The organism is Mesorhizobium loti CJ3sym (assembly GCF_000472785.1).
GTDB lineage: Bacteria > Pseudomonadota > Alphaproteobacteria > Rhizobiales > Rhizobiaceae > Mesorhizobium > Mesorhizobium loti_E.
This window is the reverse complement of the sequence record NZ_AXAL01000006.1, coordinates 292,129-316,152: the sequence shown is the minus strand read 5'-3', so window position 1 is coordinate 316,152 and position 24,024 is coordinate 292,129. Positions and strand designations below refer to the sequence as shown.

Here is a 24,024-nt window from a genome sequence, read left to right as displayed (position 1 = left end):
GAGCACGCAATCATGAACACGATCCCCCTCGACTACGAAACACTCAGGCTCATCTGGTGGCTTCTGCTCGGCGTCCTGCTCATCGGCTTCGCCGTCATGGACGGGTACGACCTTGGTGTCGGTGCGCTTCTGCCGTTCGTCGCTCGCTCGGATGACGAAAGGCGCGTCCTGATCAACCTGCTCGGCCCGACCTGGGAAGGCAACCAGGTCTGGCTCGTCCTGGGTGGCGGTGCCATTTTCGCGGCTTGGCCAGCACTCTATGCCGCATCCTTCTCCGGCTTCTACCTGGCCATGATCACGGTCCTGCTGGCGCTCATATTGCGGCCGGTCGCATTCAAGTTCCGCGGCAAGATCAAGGATCCGCGCTGGCGCGCTACCTGGGACTGGGCACTGTTCATCGGCGGCTTCGTGCCCGCGCTGATCTTCGGTGTGGCGGTCGGCAATGTCCTGCTTGGCGTCCCCTTCAACCTCGATGCCACGCTCAGGCCTTCTTACGCCGGAAACTTCTTCGGCCTGTTGCGGCCCTTCGCGCTGGTGTCGGGTCTGCTCAGCGTCGCCATGCTGGTCACGCACGGTGCTGTTATCATCGCGGCGCGAACCGAAGGCATGGTCGCCCTGCGGGCAAGGGTCTATGGCCGCTATGCCGCTGTCGCCAGCATCGTGCTGTTCGCTCTTGCAGGACTATGGGTGTCATTCTTGATGGACGGCTATGTGGTCACCAGCGTGCAGGATCCGCTCGGTCCATCAAATCCGCTCAACAAAATGGTGACGACGAGCACAGGCGCATGGCTCGCCAACTATGGTGCCCATCCGTGGATGATCATGGCGCCCGCCCTCGGACTGCTGGGCCCGGTCGTCGCCTATCTCGGTTTGAAGGGCCATGCCTGGAAAACGTCCCTTCTCGGCAGCACCCTGGCCATCGTCGGCATCATCTCCACAGCCGGCCTGTCGCTGTTTCCCTTCCTGCTGCCGAGCTCAATCAATCCCAATGCAAGCCTGACAGTCTGGGATGCATCCTCTAGCCATCTGACCCTGTTCGTCATGCTGCTGGCTACCATCGTCTTCCTGCCGCTGATCATCGCCTACACCGCATGGGTCTACCGCGTCATGCGCGGCACCGTCACGGCCACATCGATTGGCCGCAACCCAAACGCCTACTGAAGGATTGAACGTCATGTGGTACTTTTCCTGGATCCTCGGGGTCGGCCTCGCCTGCTCCTTCGCCATACTCAACGCCATGTGGTTCGAGATGCGCGAGGATCGTCGAACTGTAGCCGTACAGGCGAGCAGGCCCGGCGCCGGCGGCCGCGATCGGTGAACGCCCCACTAGCCAATACCGACCAGTCACAAGATTCCGCGAGACGACTGAAGGACAAGGACATGCAAGTCGAAGCAGTCATGACATCACCCGTCGTCGGCATCGAACCATCCGCGTCGATCGCCGATGCGGCAAAGTTGATGCTCTCAAGGAAGATCAGCGGTCTTCCCGTCATTCGCAGCGACGGCGCTCTGGTGGGGATTGTCAGCGAGGGCGATTTCCTCCGCCGGGGAGAACTGGGCACGAAACGCCAGCGTTCGCGTTGGCTCGAATTTCTTGTCAGTCCCGGAAAAGTCGCCGACGAATATGTCCACGCCAACGGACGTCGGGTTGAAGAGGTGATGTCGGACGGCGTCGTTACGACGACCCGTGACGCATCCCTTGAGGACGTCGTCGAATTGATGACCCGTCACCATGTCAAACGCCTTCCGGTGGTCGAAGGCGGCAGAGTTGTCGGCATCATCGCCCGCTCCGATCTTTTGCGTGCATTGCTTCGCGTCCTGCCAATTTCGGCTTCGTCGGGGATCGCCGACGAACAGATCCGCCAGAACATAGTCACGGAACTGGCTGGTCAAATCTGGTCCGGCACCAGCATGATCCACGTCAATGTCGACGAGGGTATCGCCGAACTGAGCGGAGCAATCTTTGACGAACGCCAGCGTCTGGCGGCTCGTGTCGCCGCTGAGAACGTCGCCGGTGTCAAAGCCGTGACAGACCATCTCTTCTGCGCCGAGCCACTGTCCGTCATTTTGGTTTCCTAGGCATCGACTGTCAGCACGACGCTGGGTTTCCACGCAATCAGCGAAGTTGGTTACGCAAACCGACGGCTCTCCGAAGTCCACCATAAATGAATAAAATCAATAAGATGCACGGAGGTTCGCCAGTTCCGACTTGGCTAACCGAGGTCAAAAATTCAGATAAGTAATTGATAAATAACGATAATGGTGGGCCCGGAGGGACTCGAACCCCCAACCAAGCGGTTATGAGCCGCCGGCTCTAACCATTGAGCTACAGGCCCCACGCGGGCTGGATTAATGTTTTTCGCCTCGCGGCACAAGGCTTTCCCGGCGGGCTTTCACAGATCGCCCAAATCAACCCATAATCGCGCTCTACGCGACGCCTGCGACTGGATCGCAGACCAAGGAGATTTTCATGACCAGACATCTTTTGCCCCTCGCGCTCGCCGCTGCAATCGCTTTTCCGGCGATGGCTGGAGCCACCGATTTGCCGACGCCGCCCCGCATCATTGTTACCGGCGAGGGCGAAGCAACCACGCCTCCGGACCTCGCATTGCTGTCGCTCAGCGTGATGCGCGAAGCCAAGACGGCGCGCGCGGCACTCGACGCCAACAACGACGCCATGGCCGCCGTGATCGCGGCGATGAAGGCGGCTGGCATCAAGGATCGTGACCTGCAGACCGCTGGCATCCAGATCAACCCGCGCTACAACTACACCAACAAGCCCGACGGCAGCCAGGATGCCGAGCTTGTCGCCTACCAGGTGACCAACACGCTTGCGGTGCGGGTGCGCGACATCGACAAGACCGGTGAGATCCTTGACAAGGCTGTCTCGCTCGGCGTCAACCAGGGCGGCGGCATTTCCTTCACCAATGACAACCCGGACGCCACGATCACCGAGGCGCGCAAGAAGGCGGTGGCCAATGCCGTGGCCAAGGCCACGACGCTTGCCGAAGCCGCCGGCGTGACCATCGGCCGGGTGCTGGAGATTACCGACCAGAACATCGCGCCGCCGCCGATGGCGATCAACGCCAAGGCCTTCGACGCCGCCGCCGGCGCGGCAGTGCCGACGCAAGCCGGCGAGAACGCCTACAACGTTCAGGTCACCGTTACCTTCGAACTGAAGTAAGCAGCTCGAACAATGCCTGGTCGAGCCTTGCTCGGCCGGGCATTGTCCAGTTGGCGGATATCGTGCATGAAAAACCCCGCGGGATCGCTCCCGCGGGGTTTTGTTCGAGCCGCGCCCGTGCAGAGGTACGGGGGCTCTCAGCTACTACAGGCTAACCCTCGCAGAGGGTTATGCCGCAAACTTTAGCGATAAATAACCGGGCAGCCGCGCTCATTGGCGAACACGATGACGACGCGGTCGCCGTCCTGGCGTCCCATCACCTTCACCGTGCGGCGGTTGACGTCGACGATGCGGGCACGGTGCAGGCCCATGCGCTCGGCCTTGTCGAGGGCCCGGTCCGGCGAGCAGCCACGGCGCCAGTCGTCACGACGGTCATCGTCACGGCGCTCGTCGCGGCGGTGGCGATAGCCGTCCTCGCCGACATAGACGCCGACGCGCGGATCGTTGTTGTTGCCGAAGCCGAGATAGAGGTTGTCGGCATGGGCGGGTATGGCCGCCAGCGTGCCGAGGCCGACCAACGCCGAAAGGGCCGCCGTCTTGATCGCGTTGTACATGGTTCTCTCTCCTTGTTGCGGGCTTGAGCCCGTCCTCTTGAAACCGATGATGGGAGAATGCACTGGCTTGTCTGAACTGTTTACGAACTTGCCGTTCATCTGCGGTTCATGTGGCGTGAAATCTGCGCCGGCCTTCAAAAAAATCCTCAAACGCCCTGCCCCGGTTCCTGGCTTCGAAGTGCCATGCGGACAGTCGTCTCAAGGGCTCCTCATCCCGGCGCGAGCCCTATGGCTCGTCGTCCAGCATATAGTCAAAATAATCCTCGGGCTCGGCCAACTCGGTCTCGCTGGCCTTGACCCGGCCGCGCATTGAAATGCCGGCCTCGTGCACGGTCTCGGCGCTGCCCGACACCAGCCGGTGCCACCAATAGAGGTCGCGGCCCTCGGCCACCAGCCGGTAGGCGCAGGTGCTGGGCAGCCAGCTGATGGTGCGCACATTCTGCGGTGTCAGCCCAACGCAATCGGGAACGCGCGCCAGCCGGTTGGCATAGTCCGAACAGCGGCAGCTCTGCGCGTCGAACAGGCGGCAGCCGACGCTGGTCCAGTAGATCTCGCCGGTATCCTCGTCCTCGAGCTTCGACAGGCAGCATTTGCCGCAGCCGTCGCACAGCGATTCCCACTCGGCCGGGCTCATCGCTTCCAGCGCCTTTGTTTTCCAGAACGGCGTTTCCATTTTGGGGATGTGGCCCCGGCAGGCGCCGAGGTCAAGCGCGGCAACGGTTGAAATGCGGCCGCAACCCGGCCGAAAGACACGAAGTTGCCTTCAAAAGGCCGGCCAATCGCCCCGTACGGTGTATAACTGGGCCATACTGGAACCAATCGCTCCAAGATCGGTTTCGGCAAGGATGGGATCCCACAAGGAGAGTTTTCGATGAAACGCCAACCACGGATTCTGGCAGGCACCGCACTTGGCCTGTTGATGGCATCCGCGCCGTTGGGCGCGTACCCGCTGCAAGGCAATGCCGCATTCGGCCTGGCCCAGCGCACGTCAGCCCCGTTCATTTTGGCGCAAGCCGCTTGCGCCGAGGGCGAATCGGCCGAAGCCTGCGCGCAGAAGCAAGGGAAGAGAAAGCAGGAGCAGCCCGCCCAGGCGGGGCAACCGGCACAAGGTGAGCAGCAGCCGCGCAAGAAGCGTGACCAGCAGCAGCAGACCGAACAGGCGCCTGCCGAGCAACCTGCGCAAGGCGAGCAGCAGCCCCGCAAGAAACACAACCAACAGCAGCAGACGGAGCAGGCGCCAGCCGGCGAAGCCGCTCCCGCAACCGACGAGCAGCAGCCGCGCAGGAAGAAGCGCGATCAGCAGCAGCAAACCGAGCAGGCACCCGCCGGCGAGGCTGCTCCCGCAAACGACCAGCAGCAGCCGCGCAAGAAGAAGCGCGATCAGCAGCAACAGCAGATCGAGCTGGCACCTGCCGGCGAAGCCGCTCCCGCAAACGACCAGCAGCAGCCGCGCAGGAAAAAGCGCGATCAGCAGCAGCAGACCGAGCAGGCGCCAACAGGCGAAGCCGCGCCTGCAACCGGCGAACAGCAGCCGCGCAAGAAGAAGCGCGACCAGCAGCAGACCGAAGCCCCTGCCGCGCAGGCGCCCGCCAACCAGGCCGAGCCCGCCAACGACAACCAGCCGGTCAAGCCCGGCAAGAAACACAAGCAGGACCAGCAGAAGGAGGCACCGGCCTTAACACCGGAAGCTGCCCCAACGCCGAAAGAAGCGCCCGCTGGCGAAGGAACGACGCCTAAGGTTGAGGCGGCTCCTGCCGGCGAACAGCCGGCGGTCCAGGGCGAACAGCCCCAGGACAAGACAAAGAAGCACGGCAAGAAGCAGGCGGGTGAACAGCCTGCGAATGGCGAGCAACCCGCCAATGGCGAACAGCCGCAGACAGGCAAGCAGCCCGCGACAGGTGAACAGCCTGCCAATGGCAACAAGGCAGCACCTGTCCAAGGTGAAACCCCGGTGCAAGGCGAGGCGCCCACCGATCCGAATGCTGCCCCTATCCTCGACAGCCAGAAGGATGCCGAGCGCAAAGGTGGCGGCCGCAAGCATGGCGACAAGAACGGCCAGCAGAATGGCGGTGACCAGAATGGTGGCCAGAATGCCCAGCAAGGCGCCGATCAAGGAAAGAAGCCGGTGGTCGCCCCCGTCGACCAGGGTCCGCCGCCCACCGACGATAAGGCCGCTCAGCAGCAGATCAAGCCTGAAAAATTCGTCCCGGTGACGGAAGAAAAAGGCAAGCGCCTCGACCGCGCGCCCGACGAGAACATCCGCGACCGCCGCCGCCCCAAGGGCGTCGACGTGCTCAAGGAGATCGGCGACCGCGTCATCATCCAGCTCGGCGGCCAGACGATCGTGCAGAGCAATGACGGCACGCGCATGAACCGCGGCGCCAAGGATGTCTATTATGAGGATCTGCCGCAGAATCGCACCCGCGAAACCGTCGAGCGCGGCAATGGCGTCCAGATCGTCACCATCCGCAATCGCTATGGCGACGTCATCCAGCGTTCACGCATTACGCCGGACGGCCGCGAATATGTACTGAGCTATGTCGACGAGCGCAGCTATCAGGATGAAGGCGACTGGCGCGATCCCGGCGACGACCTGCCGCCGATGCGGCTGACCATTCCGCGCCGGCAATACATCCTCGATTCCGAGGACGTCGAGAGCCCTGATGACTACTACACCTTCCTCGAACAGCCGCCGGTGGAGAAGGTCCAGCGTCTCTATTCGATCGACGAGGTCAAGCGCTCGGCCCGCGTGCGCGACATCGCACGCCGCGTCGACCTCGACACGCTGAACTTCGAATTCGGTTCGGCCTCGATCTCCGACACCGAGGTGCAGAAGCTCGAGGGCGTCGCTGACGCCATGGAGAAGCTGCTGAAGAAGAACCCGGCCGAAACCTTCCTGATCGAAGGCCACACCGATGCGGTCGGCACGCCGGAGGCCAACCTGGCCTTGTCGGATCGCCGCGCCGAATCGGTGGCCGAGGCGCTCACCAACGCCTTCGGCATCCCGCCGGAGAACCTGACGACACAGGGCTATGGCGAGGAGTATCTGAAGGTGAACACATCGGCACCCAACCGCGAGAACCGGCGAGTTGCCATCCGCCGCATCACCTCGCTGGTGGCACCCGTCGCCAGCAACAATTGACCTGATTTTCCAGTAGCTTGCAGTGGCTTCTGGAATCAGGTCGGCAAACAGAACCCATCCCGGTCAACCGGGATGGGAAGAACGGCCGACAGCATGCGCTGGGTCAACAAGAATTGTACGGGCATTAGAGCCGGCTCATTGAATCACGGGCTCACACACCCCAGATTCTTGTCTGGGCGTTCCCTGCCCCGTCCCGACTCCAGCGGGATGCATTGAGCCCCGCCGGCCCTCCCGGCGGGGTTTTTTGCTCAGGGCAGTTCCAGGAAAAGTGTGAAATCTTTTTTTCGCGGGAATTGCGTCAAAAACACCGAGATATAGCTGTTCGGCGTCGCCTTGGGACGGCGAACCTGTCCATCAATTTGTCTTGCAAACCGCGGTAAGCTGGCCGAAATACGGCCCGACACCGACAAGAGAACCAAGCGGATCCAGCCATGAAGCGTCTCGAACTCGCCATCGAATCGATCATCCTCGCCTCGCGCTGGCTGCTGGTCGTCTTCTATATCGGCTTGGCCCTGGCATTGGCGGTCTATGCGCTGTCGTTCGGCAAGAAGCTCTACGAGTTCGTCACCGTGGCGTTCACGCTCGGCGACACCGACACCATCCTGAAGATGCTCGGCCTGATCGACGCGGCCTTGGTCGCTTCACTGGTGGTGATGGTCATCATCTCGGGCTATGAGAACTTCGTCAGCCGGTTCGACGACGAAGATGGCGCTGGCGTGCATTGGCTGGGCACGATCGATGTCGGTTCACTCAAGGTCAAGGTCGCCTCGACCATCGTCGCCATCTCGTCCATCCACCTCTTGCAGGTGTTCCTGAACTCGTCCACCTACACCGACGAACATGTGGTTGACCATCATCCATCTCGCCTTCGTCGTCTCGGCGCTGATGCTGGCCTATATCGACCGGCTGATGGGCCTGAGCAAAGGCAAGAAGGACGAGGTGTGAGGCAGCTATCGCCTTCCCGTCAGTAGATATTCTTGATCTTGCTGTCCGACCGCGCAAACACCTCGTCGGGCACGAAAAAGTCGCCGGCCAGCGGCCCGGTCGCGCCTGGTGAATAGACCGAAAAGTCGCTGACGCCCTCGGCGCGCAGCACCTCCTCGTCGATGTAGAAATTGCCCGATGCCTCGCGCGACGGCCGCATGAAGATGGCATGCGCGGCGTCGGCCATGATGTCGGGTGACCGGCTCATCGCCACAACCGTTGCGCCGCCCAGCAGATTGCGCACCGCGGCCGTATCGATGGTCGAGATCGGCCACAGCGAATTGACCGCGATGCCGTCTTTGGCAAACTCCGCGCTCATGCCCAGCATGCACATCGACATGCCGAATTTGGCCATCGTGTAGGCGACATGGTTCTTGAACCACTTGGCCTTCATGTCGAGCGGCGGCGCCAGATTCAGGATGTGAGGATTTTGAGCCAACTTCAGGTACGGAATGCACATTTTGGACACCAGGAAGGTGCCGCGCGTGTTGATCTGATGCATCAAATCGTAGCGCTTCATGTCGGTCTCCAGCGTGCCGGTGAGCTGGATGGCGCTGGCATTGTTGACGCAAATGTCGATGCCGCCGAATTTTTCAATGGTCTTGGCAACAGCCTCGGCGACCTGCGCCTCCTCGCGGATATCGCACAGCATCGGCAAGGCCTTGCCGCCCGCCTGCTCGATCTCCTCGGCCGCCGTGTAGATCGTGCCCGGCAGCTTCGGATGCGGCTCAGCGGTCTTGGCGGCGATCGTCACATTGGCACCGTCGCGAGCCGCGCGCAGCGCGATCGCCAGTCCGATGCCGCGCGACCCGCCGGAGATGAACAGCGTCTTTCCCTTGAGCGACATTTTTCCTCCACGTGAATTGTGATCGTTTGCGCGATCCTTGCCCGCGCCGCTGCCGGATACAAGAGCCTGCGCCGGGAAGCCATGGTGACGCTGGGGAGGCTGGCCGGACGGGTGCCCGAAATCTGTTGGCTTAAACGGCCGTCAGATATATATTCTATACAGACAGGTAGAATATAGAATGGCACTCTCGATCAAGAACACGGAAGTTGAGGAACTGGCGCGAGAACTCGCCCGGCGCCGCCGCGTGTCCGTGACGGAGGCGATCCGCCAAAGCCTCGTGCGGGAAGTTGCGCGCGAGCGGCTGGTGCCGCGCGACGAAGCCACAGATCTGTTTCAGCGGTTGATGGCAATCGCCGATAGTGCCGGAAAAATCCCCGAACGGGAAAATGCGATGACCGAAGACGAAATCCTCGGTTACGATGAGTTTGGAATCCCGACGAAATGATCATAGATTCCTCGGTCTTGGTCGCCATTTTGCGTCTCGAGCCAGGCTATGAACGCTTCGTGCTCGCGATCACGCAAGCCAGGAAACGGCTGCTGGCAGCGCCAACCTTTCTTGAGACGACGATGGTGCTCGCGGGCGGCCGGCAAGATGACATCCTGGATCGCCTCGACCGTTTTCTGTACACCGCCTCGATCGAGACAATCCCATTCACGGCTGACCACGCAGTTGTCGCCCGCCAAGCCTTCCTGCGTTACGGCAAGGGCCGGCATCCGGCAGCGTTAAACTTCGGTGACTGCATCGCTTACGCCACGGCGCGGCTCGAAGCCATGCCGCTGCTGTTCAAGGGCGATGATTTCCGGCTTACCGATATCGAAGCGGCGGTCTGAGCAATATCAGACCAGCACCAGCCCCTGCCGCATCGCAATCGCAATGGCGTCCGTACGGTTGGCGGCCCCCAGCTTGATCAAGATCGCGGCGACGTGGAATTTCGCCGTATGCACGGAAATGTTGAGCCGCCGTGCGATCACCTTGTTGGGCGCGCCTTCGGCCAGCAGCGCCAGCACTTCCGCCTCGCGTGGCGACAGAGCTGGCCGAGGGGCGGCGCCATCGTCGAGCGGTTCCTCGCCGAACAATCCACTATGGCTTCCAGCCCCACCACTGACTGCATCACCGCCATCGAAATCGTCATGGCGACCTGGAGTCGAACGCCCGTCGCCGGACACCCGGTAGCCGGCGGCCGCCAACCTGACAGCGGCCGCTATCAGGGTGGCATCTGCGCTCAACGGCAGCACCGCAAACACCTGGCCTTCCGGCCGGATAGCGCGCGCGGACAGCAGCACCTGTGGAGGCGGGATATGGCCAGCCCTCACCCGATCGACCCAGGCCGCGCTGTTGGCAACGGTATCATCGATGACGGCGACATCGGCGACCCCGCCGCCGGCCACGACCGGCAGCAGATTGTCCACCATGGCAAGCAAAGCTGACAAGTGCTCGGCGCGCGCGGCATCGCGCAGCGCGATCAGCACCACGAGGGGGCGTTCGCCGCCCGCCACGTCCGGGCCGATCCTATCGGGCCCAGCCGCGTCAGGTCTTGTCAGCGTGTCGCTTTCCATCAGCCCTCTCAGCTCAGCGGCTTTTCGCCAACGGTCAGCGCGACCTCACGCTGTTCGCCGCCGCGCACCACGCCAAGCGTCACCGAAACACCAGCGCTATCCGGTCCGAGCCTGCGGATCAGGTCGCGCGGACCATGCACCGCTTCGCCGTTCCACGCCACGATGATATCGCCCAGCGACAGGCCGGCAGCCTTGGCCGGACCGTTGTCGTCGAGGCTCATCACCATCGCGCCATGCGCATCGCGGTCACGCACCGGATGCAGGCCGGCGCCGAGATAGCCGCGCGCGACATGGCCTTTTTCGCGCAGCGTCGCTACCGCCCGCTCGATCGTCTCATAGGGCATGACCAGCGCCCGGCCGCGCGGCCCGAATAGAAGCATGCCGATCAGCGCGCCCTTGGCGTCGAGCACCGGGCCACCCTCGAAGCGGCCGCCGGCGCCAACGGCCAGATTGATGCGCCGGTCGATGGTGCCGCCGCGCATCGAGCGCCAGGCCGGGCCGACTTCGCCCACCGAACCCGATACGGCAAGCGAAGAACCCTGGCTGCTGCCGATGGCGATGGCGATGTTGCCCGGCCGAACGGCATCGGCCTTGGCAAGGACAGGCGCAGTGGCAGCATCCGCGGGCTTCAGAAGGGCAACGCCCGTCGAAGGATCGCGGCCGACCAGCTCGGCCTTCACGGTCTCGCCCGAAGCCAGCGTCAGCTCGATTTCCTCACCGGCCTCGACAGCTTCCTCGGCGGTGACGAAATAGCCGTCGCGCCAGTGAAAGGCGCTCGCCGTGCGATGGTGATGGGTGGCGAAACCAGCCGTTGCCGGCGCCGCTTGTGCCGCGAGATCAGCGATGGCCTGCGAAAATGCATTCAGATTGAAGTCGCTCATGAATATCTCCTGGGTTTTCTCATGCCCCAGATATCGCTCGGCAGTGCGTCCGCAGGTACTCGCCTGACGGCTAGTTGCTGGTTTGACTGGCCATCTGGTCAGGTCGCGGCGGTTCCGGCCGCTCCGCACATATAGTGCGTGTCGCCCAAAAGTGCTTGGCGGTTTTGGGATAACGACACGCACAGGAAAAAACTCACGATCAAGCCTGAAAACACGGAGCCCGACCATGGCCCTCGCCGCTGCCAAATTTGAACCCGACGATACATTGCTCGACGCCTATTCGACGACGGTGGCCGATGCGGTCGACCGCATAGGCCCGGCCGTCTGCCGCATCGAGCGTATTGTCGGCCAGGGCGGCCATGGCTCCGGCTTCGTCATTGCGCCGGACGGACTGGTCGTCACGAATTTCCATGTGGTGGGCGACGCCAAGACGGTGCGCGTCTCGATGCCGGATGGAGCCTCCAGCGAGGGCCGCGTGCTGGGCCGCGATCCCGACACCGACATCGCCCTGGTCCGCGCCGACGGCAGCTTTGCCGATGTGGCGCCACTCGGCGATTCCAAGCGGCTGCGGCGCGGCCAAATCGCGATTGCCATCGGCAATCCACTCGGCTTCGAATGGACCGTCACCTCGGGCGTCGTCTCCGCACTCGGCCGTTCCATGCGCGCCTCGACCGGCCGGCTGATCGACGACGTCATCCAGACCGACGCAGCGCTCAACCCCGGCAATTCCGGCGGCCCGCTGGTTTCGTCAGCCGGCGAGGTCATCGGCGTCAACACCGCCATGATCCACGGCGCCCAAGGCATCGCCTTCGCGGTCGCTTCCAACACCGCCAATTTCGTCATTTCGGAGATCATCCGCTTCGGCCGCGTGCGCCGTGCCTTCATCGGCATATCCGCCGACACCACCAACCTGCCGCGCCGCGCGGCCTTGTTGTCACAGGTGTCGACCAGCACCGCCGTGCGGCTGCGCAGTGTCGAGAAGGACGGCCCGGCGGCCAAAGCAGGCCTGAAGGAAGGCGACATCATCGCGGCAATAGACGGCCGTCCGGTCACCGGCGTCGACGACCTGGTGCGTATGCTCGACGCCGAACGCATCGGCCGCGAGACACTGTGCACCGTCGTGCGCCGCACCGGCGTCAGCCAGGTGACGGTAACGCCGGCGGCAAGGGCCAGCTGAGGCTGCCACTCATGCCCCAGCCGCGCCCTCAGCATACTGCGCCAAAAATTCCTCGCTCGGCGGGATCGGCTTGATCACATCGATCAGCACGCCGTTGGGGTCTTTGGTGATGAAATGGCGCTGCCCAAACGGCTCGTCGCGCAGCGTCCGCAGGATTGGCAGGCCGGCGGCAAGGATCCGCTCATAGACCGCGTCGGGATCGCGGACCTCGAAATTGATAAGCAGGCCCGACGTGCGCCCCCGCCCCTCTTCCGGGATTGTTTCGTGGTCGCCCTGGACGATGCCGAGATTGACGCGTTTGTTGTCGACCGATTGCAGATGCACGTACCAGTCGCTTTCAAACAGCGGCTGGAAACCGAAATGCTTGACGTAGAAAGCCGCCGTACCGGCAACGTCGCCGGTCATCAGCACCGGGTAATAGCTCGTGGTCTTCATCTTTCCTTCTCCCGTCAATTAACATACAGTCTGCATGTAGATCGAATTAACATACAGGCTGCATGTATGCAACAGGAATCCGCGCGCCGCTCCAACCGCGACCGCACCGAGGCGACACGCGCCGATCTGATCGCCGCGGCGCGAAAACTGTTCACGGAAAAATCCTATGCCGAGACAGGCACGCCGGAGATCGTTGCCGCCGCCGGCGTCACGCGCGGCGCGCTCTATCACCACTTTGCCGACAAGCAGGCGCTGTTTGCTGCCGTGGTCGAGCAGGAGGCACAGGCGGTGGCGGAAGAGATCGACCGCGCTTCGCCACCCTCGCTTGAAGCCCGCGATGCGCTCATCGCCGGCTCCGACGCCTACCTCGACGCCATGCGTGCACCCGGCCGTACGCGGCTGTTGTTGCTCGATGGTCCGGCTGTGCTTGGCCGCGCCGCCATGGATGAGATCGACAACCGCCACGGCAACCGTGCGCTACGCGAGGGCCTGGTTGCCGCGATGCGGGCCAACAGGATGACGAGATTGCCGGCGCAAGCGCTGACCGCGCTGCTTGCATCCGCCTTCGACAGGGCGGCACTGGCCATCGAGGCCGGTGCGTCAGCGCACGATTACAGAGCTGTCCTCATGGCGCTGATCGATGGGCTGGCTCCTCCTCAGGCACCTCGCCCGGCTCGAACTCGTTGAAGCAACCGAGCCCGCGCTTGAACCGTTCGATCAGCCACGCCGCCGCCGGCTTCGGGCTGCTGTCGTTGCGATGCATGGCAAACATAGGCGACTTCACCTCGCTAAAGGGTTCGAGGTCGAGTTCCACCAGGCGGCCGCTCGCCAGGTCGTCTGCTATCAGCCAGCGCGGCAGCCCGCCCCAGCCCAGCCCCTCGCGCATGAGTATGTGCTTGGTGCGCATATCCGTGAGGCGCCAGGTCCGATAGGCAAAGACACCGAAGTCGCGTCCCTTGGTGCGTTCGGACTGGTCGGTGACGACAAGCTGCGTGTGTTCGCGCACATCCTCGAGCGCCAATGGCTTTGGCAGCAATGCCAGCGGGTGGCTGGGCGCCGCGGCCAGCACGATCGACATAAAGCCGATGCGCACAAGATGGATGTCGACCTCGCCCAGCAGGCCGCCAATGCCAAGATCGGCCTGTCCATTGACGACGTGGTCGGGGATCAATCCAAGGGAACCTATATGCAGTCGCAGCATCACAGTCGGAAACTGCGCCTCGAAAGCTTTCAGCACCCGCACCAGCACCGGCGAAGGCAACGCGGAATCGACCGACAAAGCCACTTCGGCCTCCAGCCCGTGATGGTGGCCATCGACGCGCGAACGCATGCGCTGCAGCACGCCGATCATGCGCCTTGCGTCCTCCAGCATCGCCCGGCCGATCTCGGTCAGCTGCGGCTCGCGCGTGCCTTCGCGCTCGAACAGTTTCAGGCCAAGCTGCGCCTCGAGATTGGCAATGCCATAGCTGATGACGGATTGCGCCCGGTTGAGCTTGCGGCCAGCGGCCGAGAAACTCCCGGTCTCGGCAACGGCCACAAAGATCTGAAGCTGGTCGAGGGTCGGATTAGGCTGCATCACTGTATCTATTTTATAGATGGATCGTATAGAAAATATACCAGTTTATCTGATGGGTCGATACCCCATATGTGGTGGGACAATTCATTCCACTGGAGAGACCCGCTATGTCCATTCTTCTCATTACCTCGAGCCCGCGCGGCGCTGCCTCGCACTCGACCCGCATCGCCACCGAATTCGCCGAAAAGCTCGTTGCCGCCGATCCTTCGAACACGCTGGTCGTGCGCGACCTCGTCGCCAACCCGCTACCGCATATCGATGCCGACTATGCGACCGGCATCTACACCCCTGCCGAAGCCCGCACCCCGCGCCAGGCTGAAGTGGTCGGCGTCTCCGACGTCGTGCTCGACGAGCTGTTCGCCGCCGACACGGTGATCCTGGCCACCGGCTTCATCAACTTCAACATCTCCTCGACGCTGAAGTCCTGGGTCGATCACATCGCCCGCTCCGGCAAGAGCTTTGCCTATGGCGAAGGCGGCCCCAAGGGCCTCGTCACCGGCAAGAAGGTCTATATCGTGCTGGCTTCGGGCGGCATCTATTCGGAAGGCGCCGCCGTTCAGTTCGATCACGCCGTCCCCTATCTGCGCGGCGTGCTCGGCTTCCTCGGCATGACCGATGTCGACGTCATCCGCATCGAAGGTGTCGGCATGGGCCCGGATGCGGTGACCGCGGCACTCGCCAAGGCGACCGCCAAGGTCGACGCGGTCGTAGCCGCCAGCCAGCAGGTTGCTGCGGCTGCGTAAACAACCATCCATCTGAGCTCGAAGGCAGGCGCCCGCGCCTGCCTTTTTCGTTCTATCCGATGAAGTGCCTGAGCAGACCCGCCGAAGCGACCCCGATTAAAACGGTCGGCAGCATGGACAACCGCGTCGCGGCGACAAAGGTGATGGCCAGCGCCAGAAGGTCGGCAGGGTTCCGCGACACGAAGGCCGGCGCGATGACCGAGATCAGCACGCAGCCGGGCGCTGCCTCCATCACCGCCGTGGCACGTGCGCTGAGCGTGCGGTTGCGCAGCACGACATAGCCGCCGATGCGCGTCAGATAGGTGACGCCGGCCATCAGCACGATGGTGAGAAGGGTTGCTGCGCCGATCATGCATCACCTGCCATCAGCCAGGCCGAGGCCAGCCCCGACACCGCGCCCGCCGCGACGTACCAGGCGCCGGGAACGAAGAGATAGACAAGGGCGGCAACGACCAGGCTGACCAGCCAGGGCCGCGCCGCCGCCGTCCCCTTCCACATGCCGCGCATCAGCACCAGGAAGACGGCCGGAAACGCCATATCGAAACCGTAATGCTGGACATCGCCGAGCATCGGGCCAAGCAGCGCGCCCGTCGCCGTGAAGCCCACCCAGGCCAGATACATCGCCAGCGCCGCGCCCATGTAGTAGCGCAGGCTGAAGGCTGGGGTGATGCCGGCGTCGGCACGCTGTTTGGCGTCGGCCAGGCCGAGCGCCCAGCTTTCGTCGCAGAGGAAGAACAGTGCCGGAAACACCTTGCGCTGCGGCAAATGCCCCAGGAATGGCACCAGGGCTGCCCCCATCAGGAAGTGACGGCTGTTGACCAGGAAGGTGATGGCGACGATGAGCGCGATGTGCGGCGGCGATGTCCAGAGCTGAATGGCCGCGAATTCCGAACCGCCGGCGAAATTCAGTCCGGTCATCAGAGGCAGCTCGACGGCGCTGAGGCCCTTCTGTGTCGCCTGCGCACCCAGCACCAGCGCATAGGGGATTGTGCCGAGCAGGACCGGCACGCACGACACAACCCCGCGCCGGAACTCCGAACCCGATCCGCCGTCAATCGCCTCGGGCAATGTTGCTTCAGAAACGCTCATGATTTTCCACTGGCCGGCCTCGCCGCCGCCGTTCGCGGTTACGCGTCAAATGGTGATGGTGTCGGCGCAACCATATAAAGTTGGCCCCGCAATTTGGTTGCGAAGATTGTTGTCTTTGCCATTATTTTGGCATTGAATGTCACGATTTACGGAAGATATGGAATTGAACGCCATGAAGCTCGATGACATCGACAGGCGCATCCTGCGGGCGCTGCAGCGCAACGGGCGGATGGCCAACAACGATCTGGCCAATGAGGTCGGCCTGTCGCCCTCGCCTTGCCTGCGCCGCGTGAAGCTTCTGGAGGAGGCCGGCGTCATCGACCGCTATGTCGCCGTGCTCAATCCGGCCAGCATCGGCAAGGGCCTCACCTTCTTCACCCGCATCTGGCTGAAGACGCAGGACGAGGACACGATCGAGCATTTCGCCGCCGAAGTGGCCAAGCTGCCGCAAGTGATGGAATGCTACCTGATGCTAGGCGACTGCGATGCCATGGTGCGCGTGGTGGCGGCCGACATCAACGACTACCGCCGCTTCCAGTCGGAGCATCTCAGCCGCATCAAGGGCGTCCAGAACGTCAAGACCGACGTCCCGAGCTGGACGATCAAATACACGTCGGAATTGCCGATCTGAGGTGACGCAAGCGAGAGAATAAGGGACATCAATCCGTCCCGGCGATGCCGCCTTGCCAATGCTCGGTGGGGACCGAAACCTCGCGCATGAAATCCACGAAGCTGCGCACGGTCTGCGACAGCTCGCGCTTGCTCGGGAACAACAGGTTGACCTCGACCGGCGCGATGTCCCAATCGGTGAGCAACGGGACGAGACGGCCCTCAGTGAAGTCGTCGAGGCAGAGATACGTGGAAAGCATGCCGAGACCAGAGCCATTGCGGACCAGTTGGTGGATGGTCAGCGCATCGTTGACGCTGACCCGGTTGCGGACGTCGACCGTGGCCATCTCGCCGCCCCGGTAAAAATGCCAGGTCCGCGTCCGGCCGTCGCCGCGCGGCATTTCGATACACTCATGCGTGGATAGATCGGCCGGCGTCAGCGGCGTGCCATGCCGGCTGAGATAGTCGGGCGCGGCGGCGAGGCAGCGGCGCACGCTGCCCAGGCGCGTCGCCACCAGCGCCGAATCCGGCAGCGGCCCCATCCGGATCGCCACGTCGACCCGCTCGGCGACAAGATCGAGATCGCGGCTGGTCAGATCGAGCGCCACGTCGACATGCGGAAAGCGGGCGAGGAATGCGGGCAGATGCCGGGACAGGACATTGATGCCGAAGCCGATGCCGGCGCTGATGCGCAGCAGGCCGCGTGGCTCGCCGGCGAGGCTCTCGACATAGGTCACCGTCTCGTCGATCCGCGCCATCAGCTCGACGCAACGTGTCTGCAGCGCTTCCCCGGCGGCGGTGAGGATCACCGCTCGGGTGGTGCGCTGGAACAGCCGCGCGCCCAGCTGCTGCTCCAGCCTTGCGATGTTGCGGCTGACCGTCGATTTCGGCAGGCCGAGCGCGCGGCCCGCAACCGAGAAGCTGCTGGTCGCCGCCACTTTCTCGAAAACGCGCAAATCATTGAGATCGATCATATCGGCGACTGTTCCATCCGTGGGACAGTGAGTCTAGCCGGTCGAACGAGCTTTTTGCTGTGCCGGCTCTAACTAGCGGGTACCAATGACACGACAGCTGGCAGCCCCGCCGATACAATCCCTGGAGACCAGACATGCCCGAATTCGAAATCCCCCCGGACGACCTCGATCGCCAGCTCTCGGTCGTCGATCCCGACGATGCGTCGCTTCAGCATCTGGCCGTGGTCGGCGACACCTACACCGTGCTGCTGTCCGGCGCACAGACAGCCGGACGCTTCTGCCTGATCGACATGAAGGTTCCGAATGGCGGCGGTCCCGGCCCGCACCGGCATGATTTCGAGGAAATGTTCCATCTCCTGGAAGGCGAGATCGAATTCACCTTCCGTGGCGAGAAAAGCGTGGCCAAGGCTGGCATGACGGTGAACATCCCAGCCAACGCGCCGCATTCCTTCAAGAATGTCTCAGGCGCGGATGTGCGCATGTTGTGCATGTGCGCACCCGCCGGGCAGGAGGTATTTTTTGCCCAGGTCGGCACACCGGTCGAGAGCCGCACGGCATCCGCGCCAGAACTGACAAAGGACCAATTCGGCGCATTCCTCGCCAAGGCCGCGGCGCTCGCCCCGGAATTCCGCACCGAACTTCTCAAGCCTTAGGACCAACTCATGATCGTCGAAATTCACCCCGAGGACGAGAGTGACCGCGCCGTCATGCAAGCGATGCGCGACATGCTGGCGACGCTGCCGGCGCTGGAATTTGCCCCGGCATCGCGGTCGGTTTTCGAAGAGCTGATGCAACACACGCCTGCCGCCGACGGTGTCAGTTTCGAGACAGGCACGGTCGGAACGGTATCGGGCATCTGGTGCCGGCCAAAGGCCAATGCCGCACAAGCGGTGATCCTCTATCTTCATGGCGGGGCCTATGTTCTGGGTTCCGCCATCGGTCACCGCAACTTTGTCAGCCAGATCGTGCAGCGCGCCGGCGCACCGGCCTTCATTCCCGACTACAGGCTGGCGCCCGAGCATGCCTTTCCGGCGGCCATAGACGACGCGCTCAGTGTATTCACCGGTCTTTGCGACCTCGGCTACGAGGCGATCGCGATTGCCGGCGACTCGGCCGGCGGCGGTCTTGCGCTGTCGTTGCTCGCGCTTGTGGCGGCCACGGCTAGAAAGGGCACCGGCGTCATGCCGCGTTGCGCGGTGCTGATGTCGCCATGGACCGATCTTGCGCTGGCCGGCGACTCGATGCGGACGAGAGCGCAAGCCGATCCACTGGTGAAACGCGACGAACTGAAAAAAGCGGCCGACCTCTACCTCAAGGGCACCGACCCCACCGACCCGCGAGCCTCGCCGCTCTATCAGCCCCTGGGCGGACTGCCGCCGCTGCTGGTCCATGTCGGCGATGACGAGATCCTGCTCGACGATTCACGCCGCGTGGTCGAGGCGGCGTCAAGCGCCGGCGGCGACGCGGCATTGCATATCTGGGAAGGCATGACTCATGTCTTTCCCTCCAACCTTGCCCAGTTGCAAGCCGCGCGTCAGGCCGTCGACATGGTGGGAGCCTTCCTCCGTCAGCATCTTTAGTACACGTCGCCCAATCCCGGGTTCTATCTCTGCTTATCCGTCGCCGAAAAATGCGCTTTCAGCACGGCGCGAAACTTGTGCATCGTCTTTTCGGTCGTCTGCGCATCGGCGGCGGCAAAGCCCATGACAAGACCGTTCTGCTCCGTGCCGTGGCGGTACTGCATCGACAGCGCCGAAACGTTGATGCCCTGCTGGAGCGCCGCCTCGGCAACCGCCCTGTCGCTGCATCTCCCGCGAAAAATGCCGACGACCTGGATGCCGGATTCGGTGGCGTGGAAGTCCAGCCATTCTCCGAGATGCCTCTGAGCGCTTTCGAGGAAGAATTGCCGCCTCTCCGCATAGAGACGCCGCATGCGCCTGAGATGGCGGGTGAAATGCCCCTCGTTCATGAAATCCGCCAGCGCGGCCTGGGTCAGCAAGGGCGCGAACTGGCCGCTCACGCTCAGAGCCGAGACGATCGTATGGTCTATCGCCTTGGGCGCCACCATGAAGCCGAGCCGCATGGCCGGAAAGAGTATCTTGGCGAAGGTCCCGACATAGACCACGCGGTTTGACGCGCCGATGCCTTGCAGCGCCGGAATGGGCTGCCCCTGAAAGCGATATTCGCCGTCATAATCATCCTCGATGATCCACGAGCGCCAGGTCTCGGCCATGTGCAGGAGATTGAGCCGCTGTTCCATCGGCATGGTTATGCCGAGCGGGTGATGGCAGGACGGCGTCACGAAAATCATGCGCGGAACCACAGGCGGTGGATCGAGATCCCAGCCTGCATTGCTGACGTGTAGCGGCGCCAGCCTCGCCCCGGCCGAGACAAAGGCCGACCCCGCGCCGTAATAGCCCGGCTCCTCCATCCACACCGTGTCGCCGTCATCGATCAGCAGCCTGGCCAGGAGATCGAAAGCCGACTGGGCACCATTGGTGACGACGATCTGCTCAGGCGTGCACTTCACGCCGCGCGAGGCGGTGAGGTAGCGCGCTATGGCCTCGCAAAGCGGCGGATAGCCTTTGACGTGATAGGTGCCGAAAAGATCGATATGCGCGAATTTGGCGCGGCGGCTGAGCAGTTTCGACCAGGTGTTGAACGGAAAATTATCCGGGTCCGGCATGCCGGGATGAAAGGCGAGCATGCCCGGCCGGCCATGATGATAGGGTTGGGCAAGCATTGTCTGTCCGCGCCGCGATATCGGATTGGCGTCCTCGACCGACACATGTTCGGCTGCCATCGAGCGGGTCGGCAGGTCCATGACCACCGAGGGTCTGCGTGGCCGTATCGCCAGATAGCCCTCCAGCGCCAGCTGGTCGCAAGCGGCAATCACCGTGTTGCGCCCGACATTCAGATCCCGCGCCATGACCCGCGTCGAGGGTAGTGCGTGGCCGCTCGGCAGCACGCGCCGTTCGATCAGGCCGCGCAACTGGACATAGAGCTGCCGGTGCAGATTGGCCGGGCTGTCGCGATCGAGCGCGATGCCGTCGACGGGAAAGCTGGTCTTCATCTGGTTCCTAAAATTCAATCGACTCTGGTTCTAACAATGGAACCAAAGCAGCCTTAGGCTCAAGAAAAAAGCGATCGGGTTCAGATGGGGCTGACCAATGCAGTGCATAAGGATGGGCGTGATCGGTGCGGGCGGGGTCGCCCAGGTCGAGCACATTCCAAACCTGCTCAAGCTGCACCGGCAGTTCAAGATCGTTGGCGTCTACGATCCATCACCCAAGGTCCGTGCCTTTGTCGGCGAGGAATTCGGCCTCGAGACGTTCTCCGATCTCGACGCGCTGCTCGCCATGCCGCTTGACGCCGTGATCATCGCCTCGCCGGATGCACTGCACAGGGAACAAAGCCTCGCCGCCTTCGCCAAGGGGCTGCATGTATTCTGCGAAAAGCCGCTTTGCTACAGCGCCGACGACATCGATGAATTGATTGCCGCCAGGGATCGCGCCGGCAAGGTGCTCCAGGTCGGCTACATGAAGCGTTTCGACCCCAGCTACGAAGCGGCCCTGAAAATGCTGCCGGGCACGGCGCGCACGCTTCGCTACATTTCGGTCGAGGTCAACGATCCCGATGCGTGGCCCTTCATCCGGCACACCTCCACTTGCCGGGGTGACGACGTCTCGGCGGACCTCGTTGCCTCGACCGAAGCCAGGCAGCGCGAGCAGGTGGCGCGTGCCGTGCCGGGACTGGACGACCCCGACGCCTTCCGCGGCTTCGTCGGCGCCTATTCTTCGGCTGTTGTGCACGACGTCAACGCCGTCCATGGCTTGCTTGATGCGCTTGGCGTCGCCGATGGGGAAATCGTCGGCGCCTCGCTGTTCGCCAAGGGCGAAGGCGGCCAGGGCACCGTACGGCTGCTCGATGGCCAGGCCCTGTGGACCATGGCGCATGTCGCGATACCCGAGCTGCCCGATTATCGCGAGCGCATCACGCTCTACTTCGACGACGCATCGCTCGAACTGGAATTCCCCTCGCCCTATCTCAACCACCAGCCGACGCGGCTGACCGTGCGCACCGGCGACGGCCACACGCTTTCCAGCCGCGACATCCGCAGCGGCTATGAAGAGGCGTTCGTCGAGGAGTTGAAAGGCTTCTGGTCGGCGATCGTCGAAGGCACGCCAGCGCGCAACACCGCCGAGCATGCGCGTCGCGACATGACACTGCTGGCCGGTCTTGCCCGCCATCACCTTGCCCAGTTGAAGCAATCAGGAGTTCGCCCGTGAAGGTTCGCATCGGCATCAATCCGATCACCTGGTCTAATGATGACGTGCCGGAACTCGGCGGCGACACGCCGCTTGAAGTCTGCCTCGCCGAAACCAGGCAGGCCGGCTATGCCGGCACGGAACTGGGCGGCAAGTTTCCGCGCCAATCGGCCGAGCTGAAGCCGATCATGCAGCACTATGGCCTGGACGTGATTTCCGGCTGGTATGACGGCCGTTGCGACGAAAAGGATGTCGATGCGGAGATGGATGCGATCACGCCGCATCTCCAGCTCTTGAAGGATATGGGCTCGACCCATGTCGTCTATGCCGACACTTCGCGCGGGCGCCACAACGCCATCTGGGGGCCGATCTCGCAGCGTCCAGTCCTCAGCCCGGAGGAGTGGCCGGCCTATGGCCGCAAGCTGACCGCACTCGCCGAAAGGATGGCGGATTTCGGCGTGCGCATGGCCTTTCACCACCATATGGGAACCATCGTCGAAACCGATGCCGAAGTGGGCCTGTTGATGCGCCACACCGGCGAAGCCGTTGGCCTGCTCTACGACACCGGCCATTCGATCTTTTCGGGCGGCGACCCGCTGGCCCTAATCAAGGCGCAGGTCAAACGCGTCGTGCATGTGCATTGCAAGGACACCCGCAGGGCCGTGCTCGAGCGCGCCCGCGCCAGGGACATGAGTTTCATGGGCGCGGTCATGGAAGGGATCTTCACCGTTCCCGGCGACGGCTCCATCGACTATCCCACCATTTTGCGCGTACTGGCCGACAATGGTTACAGCGGCTGGCTTGTCGTCGAGGCCGAGCAGGATCCCGGCAGGGCCACCCCGCTGATCTATGCGACGATGGGATTCCAGAACCTGTCGCGCATGGCGAGAGAAGCCGGATTTACCGTAACGAAATGATCGGGGCCGCATGCGGCCCATCAAGGAACCAGTGCTGATGAATGAAACTGGAATGAAGGGGCAACTGGACTGCCGACCGTAATTGCGGCGGCGGAAAACAAACAGGAGGTTTCTATGTTTTCGCTTGCGAAATTAGTAAAGCCTGCGCTCGGCCTGCTGGCCGGCGTCACGATGATGGCGGCGGCCACGACCTTTGCGGCCGCCGATGAGACGCGCGTGGTGTTCGTCACCCACGGCCAGAGCGGCGACCCCTACTGGTCGGTGGTCAAGAACGGCATGGACGATGCCGCCAAGACCCTCGGCGTCAAGGCCGAATATCTGGCGCCCGAAACCTTCGACATGGCCAAGATGGCGCAGATGATCGACGCCATCGCGGCCTCTAAACCGGACGGCATGGTTGTGTCGATCCCCGACGCGGCCGCCCTTTCGACGCCGGTCAAGAACGCAGTCGCCGCCGGCATCCCGGTAATCGTCATCGATTCCGGCGGCTCGAAGCTCACCCATGATCTTGGCGGCCTGCTGTTCATGGGGCAGGATGAATTCCAGGCAGGCGTCATGGCCGGCGAGCGCATCAAGGCGCTTGGCCTCACCAAGGCAGTCTGCGCCAACCACGAGGTCGGCAATTCGAGCCTCGACGACCGCTGCGCCGGCTTTGCCAAGGGTCTCGGCGTCGACGTGCCGGTGATGAACGGCGTCATCGACCCGACGGAAATGAAGAACCGCGTGATCGCCTACATGACCGCTCATGCCGACACACAGTTCATCCTCGCCGTCGGCGCCAGCGGTGCCGAACCGACGCTGGCCGCGCTTGATGAACTGGGTCTGTCGGGCAAGGTGAAGACCGGCACGTTCGATCTGTCCCCCACCATCCTGCAGGCCGTCGTTGCCGGCAAGATGGAATGGGGCATCGATGCCCAGCAATATGCCATGGGCTATATACCGGTCGCGATGTTCGACCTCTGGAAGAAGTACAAGATCATGCCGATCGCCGACTATCCGACGGGTCCCGGCTTCGTCACCAAGGACACGGCGGCGTCGGTCATCGAATTGTCGAAACTCGGCAAGCGCTGATACTGGCGGCCGGGGC

Annotated in this window: 27 protein-coding genes, 1 tRNA gene and 1 pseudogene; 17 read left to right on the top strand and 12 right to left on the bottom strand. The window is 63.1% G+C overall.

All coding sequences use genetic code 11. The annotated features are described in order from the left end of the window. Positions 1-12 precede the first annotated feature (12 nt). From cydB to A3A9_RS0110290, 3 genes are all read left to right on the top strand, one after another. Complete coding sequence (gene cydB, locus A3A9_RS0110300; RefSeq protein WP_027058714.1) at positions 13-1,161, top strand: cytochrome d ubiquinol oxidase subunit II; 1,149 nt, start codon at positions 13-15, stop codon at positions 1,159-1,161. A gap of 13 nt (positions 1,162-1,174) precedes the next feature. Continuing rightward, on the top strand, positions 1,175-1,318 hold the full coding sequence (cydX, locus tag A3A9_RS42160) for a cytochrome bd-I oxidase subunit CydX (RefSeq protein WP_063827772.1): 144 nt from the start codon (positions 1,175-1,177) through the stop codon (positions 1,316-1,318). A 62-nt stretch (positions 1,319-1,380) separates the two neighbouring features. After that, on the top strand, positions 1,381-2,079 hold the full coding sequence (locus A3A9_RS0110290; RefSeq protein ID WP_027058713.1) for a CBS domain-containing protein: 699 nt from the start codon (positions 1,381-1,383) through the stop codon (positions 2,077-2,079). 181 nt (positions 2,080-2,260) lie between these two features. Here A3A9_RS0110290 and A3A9_RS0110285 read toward each other — a convergent pair. Next, positions 2,261-2,336: transfer RNA gene (locus A3A9_RS0110285), tRNA-Ile, on the bottom strand. A 134-nt stretch (positions 2,337-2,470) separates the two neighbouring features. On the opposite strand from A3A9_RS0110285, the gene A3A9_RS0110280 reads away from it, so the two are divergent. Further along, positions 2,471-3,184, top strand: coding sequence for an SIMPL domain-containing protein (locus tag A3A9_RS0110280; protein ID WP_027058712.1), 714 nt, complete (start codon positions 2,471-2,473; stop codon positions 3,182-3,184). Positions 3,185-3,366: 182 nt separating this feature from the next. On the opposite strand, the gene A3A9_RS38585 is transcribed toward A3A9_RS0110280, so the two are convergent. After that, positions 3,367-3,738, bottom strand: coding sequence for a hypothetical protein (locus A3A9_RS38585; RefSeq protein WP_027058711.1), 372 nt, complete (start codon positions 3,736-3,738; stop codon positions 3,367-3,369). A gap of 226 nt (positions 3,739-3,964) precedes the next feature. Continuing rightward, positions 3,965-4,411 (bottom strand): YcgN family cysteine cluster protein, encoded by a 447-nt coding sequence (locus A3A9_RS0110270; RefSeq protein ID WP_027058710.1) that lies wholly within the window; start codon positions 4,409-4,411, stop codon positions 3,965-3,967. Between the two features lie 198 nt (positions 4,412-4,609). Here A3A9_RS0110270 and A3A9_RS0110265 point away from each other — a divergent pair, with 198 nt between their 5' ends. Together A3A9_RS0110265 and A3A9_RS41125 are read left to right on the top strand one after the other, a co-directional pair. Then, positions 4,610-6,880, top strand: coding sequence for an OmpA family protein (locus A3A9_RS0110265; protein WP_027058709.1), 2,271 nt, complete (start codon positions 4,610-4,612; stop codon positions 6,878-6,880). Positions 6,881-7,311: 431 nt separating this feature from the next. Continuing rightward, positions 7,312-7,825, top strand: a pseudogene (locus A3A9_RS41125) (TIGR00645 family protein). Positions 7,826-7,844: 19 nt separating this feature from the next. On the opposite strand, the gene A3A9_RS0110255 reads toward A3A9_RS41125, so the two are convergent. Beyond that, positions 7,845-8,711: an SDR family oxidoreductase gene (locus A3A9_RS0110255; RefSeq protein ID WP_027058708.1), complete on the bottom strand. Its 867-nt coding sequence runs from the start codon at positions 8,709-8,711 to the stop codon at positions 7,845-7,847. 178 nt (positions 8,712-8,889) lie between these two features. Here A3A9_RS0110255 and A3A9_RS0110250 point away from each other — a divergent pair, with 178 nt between their 5' ends. Beyond that, a complete protein-coding gene (locus A3A9_RS0110250; RefSeq protein ID WP_027058707.1) occupies positions 8,890-9,156 on the top strand; it encodes a type II toxin-antitoxin system VapB family antitoxin in 267 nt (88 codons plus the stop codon). Then, positions 9,153-9,542: a type II toxin-antitoxin system VapC family toxin gene (locus tag A3A9_RS0110245; RefSeq protein ID WP_027058706.1), complete on the top strand. Its 390-nt coding sequence runs from the start codon at positions 9,153-9,155 to the stop codon at positions 9,540-9,542. The genes A3A9_RS0110250 and A3A9_RS0110245 overlap by 4 nt, the downstream gene beginning before the upstream one ends. Positions 9,543-9,548: 6 nt before the next feature. Here the strand turns inward: A3A9_RS0110245 and A3A9_RS43910 are convergent, their stop codons facing one another. Continuing rightward, positions 9,549-10,268, bottom strand: a complete 720-nt coding sequence (locus tag A3A9_RS43910; RefSeq protein WP_051370847.1) for a response regulator transcription factor — start codon at positions 10,266-10,268, stop codon at positions 9,549-9,551. Positions 10,269-10,276: 8 nt separating this feature from the next. Continuing rightward, on the bottom strand, positions 10,277-11,149 hold the full coding sequence (locus tag A3A9_RS0110235) for a S1C family serine protease (protein WP_027058704.1): 873 nt from the start codon (positions 11,147-11,149) through the stop codon (positions 10,277-10,279). A 226-nt stretch (positions 11,150-11,375) separates the two neighbouring features. Here A3A9_RS0110235 and A3A9_RS0110230 point away from each other — a divergent pair, with 226 nt between their 5' ends. After that, positions 11,376-12,326: a S1C family serine protease gene (locus A3A9_RS0110230; protein WP_027058703.1), complete on the top strand. Its 951-nt coding sequence runs from the start codon at positions 11,376-11,378 to the stop codon at positions 12,324-12,326. Positions 12,327-12,335: 9 nt separating this feature from the next. Here the strand turns inward: A3A9_RS0110230 and A3A9_RS0110225 are convergent, their stop codons facing one another. Continuing rightward, positions 12,336-12,761: a VOC family protein gene (locus A3A9_RS0110225; RefSeq protein ID WP_027058702.1), complete on the bottom strand. Its 426-nt coding sequence runs from the start codon at positions 12,759-12,761 to the stop codon at positions 12,336-12,338. A gap of 66 nt (positions 12,762-12,827) precedes the next feature. On the opposite strand from A3A9_RS0110225, the gene A3A9_RS0110220 reads away from it, so the two are divergent. Continuing rightward, a complete protein-coding gene (locus A3A9_RS0110220) occupies positions 12,828-13,448 on the top strand; it encodes a TetR/AcrR family transcriptional regulator (protein WP_027058701.1) in 621 nt (206 codons plus the stop codon). On the opposite strand, the gene A3A9_RS0110215 is transcribed toward A3A9_RS0110220, so the two are convergent. Beyond that, positions 13,387-14,337 carry a LysR family transcriptional regulator gene (locus tag A3A9_RS0110215; RefSeq protein WP_027058700.1) on the bottom strand — a complete coding sequence of 317 codons (951 nt, stop codon included), beginning with the start codon at positions 14,335-14,337 and terminating at the stop codon, positions 13,387-13,389. The two genes, A3A9_RS0110220 and A3A9_RS0110215, sit on opposite strands and share 62 nt — an antisense overlap. Before the next feature lie 107 nt (positions 14,338-14,444). On the opposite strand from A3A9_RS0110215, the gene A3A9_RS0110210 reads away from it, so the two are divergent. Continuing rightward, a complete protein-coding gene (locus A3A9_RS0110210; RefSeq protein ID WP_027058699.1) occupies positions 14,445-15,080 on the top strand; it encodes an FMN-dependent NADH-azoreductase in 636 nt (211 codons plus the stop codon). Between the two features lie 52 nt (positions 15,081-15,132). Here A3A9_RS0110210 and A3A9_RS0110205 read toward each other — a convergent pair whose 3' ends face one another. Together A3A9_RS0110205 and A3A9_RS0110200 are read right to left on the bottom strand one after the other, a co-directional pair. Beyond that, positions 15,133-15,432 (bottom strand): AzlD family protein, encoded by a 300-nt coding sequence (locus tag A3A9_RS0110205; RefSeq protein ID WP_027058698.1) that lies wholly within the window; start codon positions 15,430-15,432, stop codon positions 15,133-15,135. Then, positions 15,429-16,169, bottom strand: coding sequence for an AzlC family ABC transporter permease (locus A3A9_RS0110200; protein WP_027058697.1), 741 nt, complete (start codon positions 16,167-16,169; stop codon positions 15,429-15,431). The genes A3A9_RS0110205 and A3A9_RS0110200 overlap by 4 nt, the downstream gene beginning before the upstream one ends. A 172-nt stretch (positions 16,170-16,341) precedes the next feature. On the opposite strand from A3A9_RS0110200, the gene A3A9_RS0110195 reads away from it, so the two are divergent. Beyond that, entirely contained in the window at positions 16,342-16,800 is a 459-nt protein-coding gene (locus A3A9_RS0110195; protein ID WP_027058696.1) for an Lrp/AsnC family transcriptional regulator, read from the top strand. Positions 16,801-16,828: 28 nt separating this feature from the next. Here A3A9_RS0110195 and A3A9_RS38575 read toward each other — a convergent pair whose 3' ends face one another. Further along, positions 16,829-17,752: a LysR family transcriptional regulator gene (locus A3A9_RS38575; protein ID WP_051370845.1), complete on the bottom strand. Its 924-nt coding sequence runs from the start codon at positions 17,750-17,752 to the stop codon at positions 16,829-16,831. A gap of 134 nt (positions 17,753-17,886) precedes the next feature. On the opposite strand from A3A9_RS38575, the gene A3A9_RS0110185 reads away from it, so the two are divergent. Both A3A9_RS0110185 and A3A9_RS0110180 read left to right on the top strand, forming a co-directional pair. Then, positions 17,887-18,405: a cupin domain-containing protein gene (locus A3A9_RS0110185; RefSeq protein ID WP_027058695.1), complete on the top strand. Its 519-nt coding sequence runs from the start codon at positions 17,887-17,889 to the stop codon at positions 18,403-18,405. A 9-nt stretch (positions 18,406-18,414) separates the two neighbouring features. After that, positions 18,415-19,332, top strand: a complete 918-nt coding sequence (locus A3A9_RS0110180; RefSeq protein WP_202596362.1) for an alpha/beta hydrolase fold domain-containing protein — start codon at positions 18,415-18,417, stop codon at positions 19,330-19,332. A 23-nt stretch (positions 19,333-19,355) separates the two neighbouring features. Here the strand turns inward: A3A9_RS0110180 and A3A9_RS38570 are convergent, their stop codons facing one another. Next, positions 19,356-20,825, bottom strand: coding sequence for a PLP-dependent aminotransferase family protein (locus A3A9_RS38570; protein ID WP_033838454.1), 1,470 nt, complete (start codon positions 20,823-20,825; stop codon positions 19,356-19,358). 97 nt (positions 20,826-20,922) lie between these two features. Between A3A9_RS38570 and A3A9_RS0110170 the strand changes: the two genes are divergently transcribed. The 3 genes from A3A9_RS0110170 (at position 20,923) to A3A9_RS0110160 (ending at position 24,008) form a co-directional block, all read left to right on the top strand. Next, positions 20,923-22,041, top strand: coding sequence for a Gfo/Idh/MocA family protein (locus A3A9_RS0110170; RefSeq protein ID WP_027058693.1), 1,119 nt, complete (start codon positions 20,923-20,925; stop codon positions 22,039-22,041). Beyond that, the gene (gene iolE, locus A3A9_RS0110165; RefSeq protein ID WP_027058692.1) at positions 22,038-22,937 is read left to right on the top strand and encodes a myo-inosose-2 dehydratase; all 900 of its coding nucleotides are present in this window, start codon (positions 22,038-22,040) and stop codon (positions 22,935-22,937) included. The genes A3A9_RS0110170 and iolE overlap by 4 nt, the downstream gene beginning before the upstream one ends. A gap of 114 nt (positions 22,938-23,051) precedes the next feature. After that, positions 23,052-24,008, top strand: a complete 957-nt coding sequence (locus A3A9_RS0110160) for a sugar ABC transporter substrate-binding protein (RefSeq protein WP_033838453.1) — start codon at positions 23,052-23,054, stop codon at positions 24,006-24,008. The last annotated feature ends 16 nt before the right edge of the window (positions 24,009-24,024 follow it).

What these genes read in the sequence shown, in the direction of transcription:
- A3A9_RS0110245 (WP_027058706.1), top strand. Translation starts at nt 9,153, where the DNA reads ATGATCATAGATTCCTCGGTCTTGGTCGCCATTTTGCGTCTCGAGCCA.
- A3A9_RS0110270 (WP_027058710.1), bottom strand. Translation starts at nt 4,411, where the DNA reads ATGGAAACGCCGTTCTGGAAAACAAAGGCGCTGGAAGCGATGAGCCCG.
- A3A9_RS0110180 (WP_202596362.1), top strand. Translation starts at nt 18,415, where the DNA reads ATGATCGTCGAAATTCACCCCGAGGACGAGAGTGACCGCGCCGTCATG.
- A3A9_RS0110280 (WP_027058712.1), top strand. Translation starts at nt 2,471, where the DNA reads ATGACCAGACATCTTTTGCCCCTCGCGCTCGCCGCTGCAATCGCTTTT.
- A3A9_RS0110185 (WP_027058695.1), top strand. Translation starts at nt 17,887, where the DNA reads ATGCCCGAATTCGAAATCCCCCCGGACGACCTCGATCGCCAGCTCTCG.
- A3A9_RS38570 (WP_033838454.1), bottom strand. Translation starts at nt 20,825, where the DNA reads ATGAAGACCAGCTTTCCCGTCGACGGCATCGCGCTCGATCGCGACAGC.
- A3A9_RS0110220 (WP_027058701.1), top strand. Translation starts at nt 12,828, where the DNA reads ATGCAACAGGAATCCGCGCGCCGCTCCAACCGCGACCGCACCGAGGCG.
- A3A9_RS0110195 (WP_027058696.1), top strand. Translation starts at nt 16,342, where the DNA reads ATGAAGCTCGATGACATCGACAGGCGCATCCTGCGGGCGCTGCAGCGC.
- A3A9_RS0110225 (WP_027058702.1), bottom strand. Translation starts at nt 12,761, where the DNA reads ATGAAGACCACGAGCTATTACCCGGTGCTGATGACCGGCGACGTTGCC.
- A3A9_RS0110265 (WP_027058709.1), top strand. Translation starts at nt 4,610, where the DNA reads ATGAAACGCCAACCACGGATTCTGGCAGGCACCGCACTTGGCCTGTTG.
- A3A9_RS38575 (WP_051370845.1), bottom strand. Translation starts at nt 17,752, where the DNA reads ATGATCGATCTCAATGATTTGCGCGTTTTCGAGAAAGTGGCGGCGACC.
- A3A9_RS0110170 (WP_027058693.1), top strand. Translation starts at nt 20,923, where the DNA reads ATGCAGTGCATAAGGATGGGCGTGATCGGTGCGGGCGGGGTCGCCCAG.
- cydB (WP_027058714.1), top strand. Translation starts at nt 13, where the DNA reads ATGAACACGATCCCCCTCGACTACGAAACACTCAGGCTCATCTGGTGG.
- A3A9_RS43910 (WP_051370847.1), bottom strand. Translation starts at nt 10,268, where the DNA reads ATGGAAAGCGACACGCTGACAAGACCTGACGCGGCTGGGCCCGATAGG.
- A3A9_RS0110205 (WP_027058698.1), bottom strand. Translation starts at nt 15,432, where the DNA reads ATGATCGGCGCAGCAACCCTTCTCACCATCGTGCTGATGGCCGGCGTC.
- A3A9_RS0110215 (WP_027058700.1), bottom strand. Translation starts at nt 14,337, where the DNA reads ATGCAGCCTAATCCGACCCTCGACCAGCTTCAGATCTTTGTGGCCGTT.
- A3A9_RS0110250 (WP_027058707.1), top strand. Translation starts at nt 8,890, where the DNA reads ATGGCACTCTCGATCAAGAACACGGAAGTTGAGGAACTGGCGCGAGAA.
- A3A9_RS38585 (WP_027058711.1), bottom strand. Translation starts at nt 3,738, where the DNA reads ATGTACAACGCGATCAAGACGGCGGCCCTTTCGGCGTTGGTCGGCCTC.
- A3A9_RS0110160 (WP_033838453.1), top strand. Translation starts at nt 23,052, where the DNA reads ATGTTTTCGCTTGCGAAATTAGTAAAGCCTGCGCTCGGCCTGCTGGCC.
- cydX (WP_063827772.1), top strand. Translation starts at nt 1,175, where the DNA reads ATGTGGTACTTTTCCTGGATCCTCGGGGTCGGCCTCGCCTGCTCCTTC.
- A3A9_RS0110230 (WP_027058703.1), top strand. Translation starts at nt 11,376, where the DNA reads ATGGCCCTCGCCGCTGCCAAATTTGAACCCGACGATACATTGCTCGAC.
- A3A9_RS0110255 (WP_027058708.1), bottom strand. Translation starts at nt 8,711, where the DNA reads ATGTCGCTCAAGGGAAAGACGCTGTTCATCTCCGGCGGGTCGCGCGGC.
- A3A9_RS0110200 (WP_027058697.1), bottom strand. Translation starts at nt 16,169, where the DNA reads ATGAGCGTTTCTGAAGCAACATTGCCCGAGGCGATTGACGGCGGATCG.
- A3A9_RS0110210 (WP_027058699.1), top strand. Translation starts at nt 14,445, where the DNA reads ATGTCCATTCTTCTCATTACCTCGAGCCCGCGCGGCGCTGCCTCGCAC.
- A3A9_RS0110290 (WP_027058713.1), top strand. Translation starts at nt 1,381, where the DNA reads ATGCAAGTCGAAGCAGTCATGACATCACCCGTCGTCGGCATCGAACCA.
- A3A9_RS0110235 (WP_027058704.1), bottom strand. Translation starts at nt 11,149, where the DNA reads ATGAGCGACTTCAATCTGAATGCATTTTCGCAGGCCATCGCTGATCTC.